This is a genomic window from uncultured Microbulbifer sp., from assembly GCF_947489355.1.
In the GTDB taxonomy this organism is placed as follows: domain Bacteria; phylum Pseudomonadota; class Gammaproteobacteria; order Pseudomonadales; family Cellvibrionaceae; genus Microbulbifer.
The window spans coordinates 1-265 of record NZ_CANLDD010000233.1; the positions used below are offsets into that span (position 1 = coordinate 1).

1 pseudogene is annotated in these 265 nt (G+C 50.9%); it reads right to left on the minus strand.

Annotation, left to right across the window (positions count from 1 at the left end):
• Positions 1-265, minus strand: a pseudogene (locus tag Q1A48_RS21585) (IS481 family transposase); the annotation flags it as partial.

Consider the following 265-nt stretch of genomic DNA (forward strand, 5'->3'; position numbering starts at 1 on the left):
GCTCAAATACAGCTGATAATCATGCTGCTCCAGTTTGCCACAGTACTCGGTGCCGCGATCAGTCAGAATACGCAGTAGTGGTAGTTCATGCGAAGCGTAGAATGGCAGCACACGGTCGTTCAGAAGGTCTGCTGCAGTGATTGGTGTTTTTGTTGTATACAGCTTGCAGTGCGCCACTTTTGCGTAGATGTCAACGTAGGTCTGCTGGTATACACGTCCAACGCCTTTGAATGTCCCAACGTAGAAGGTGTCCTGGGAGCCCAGG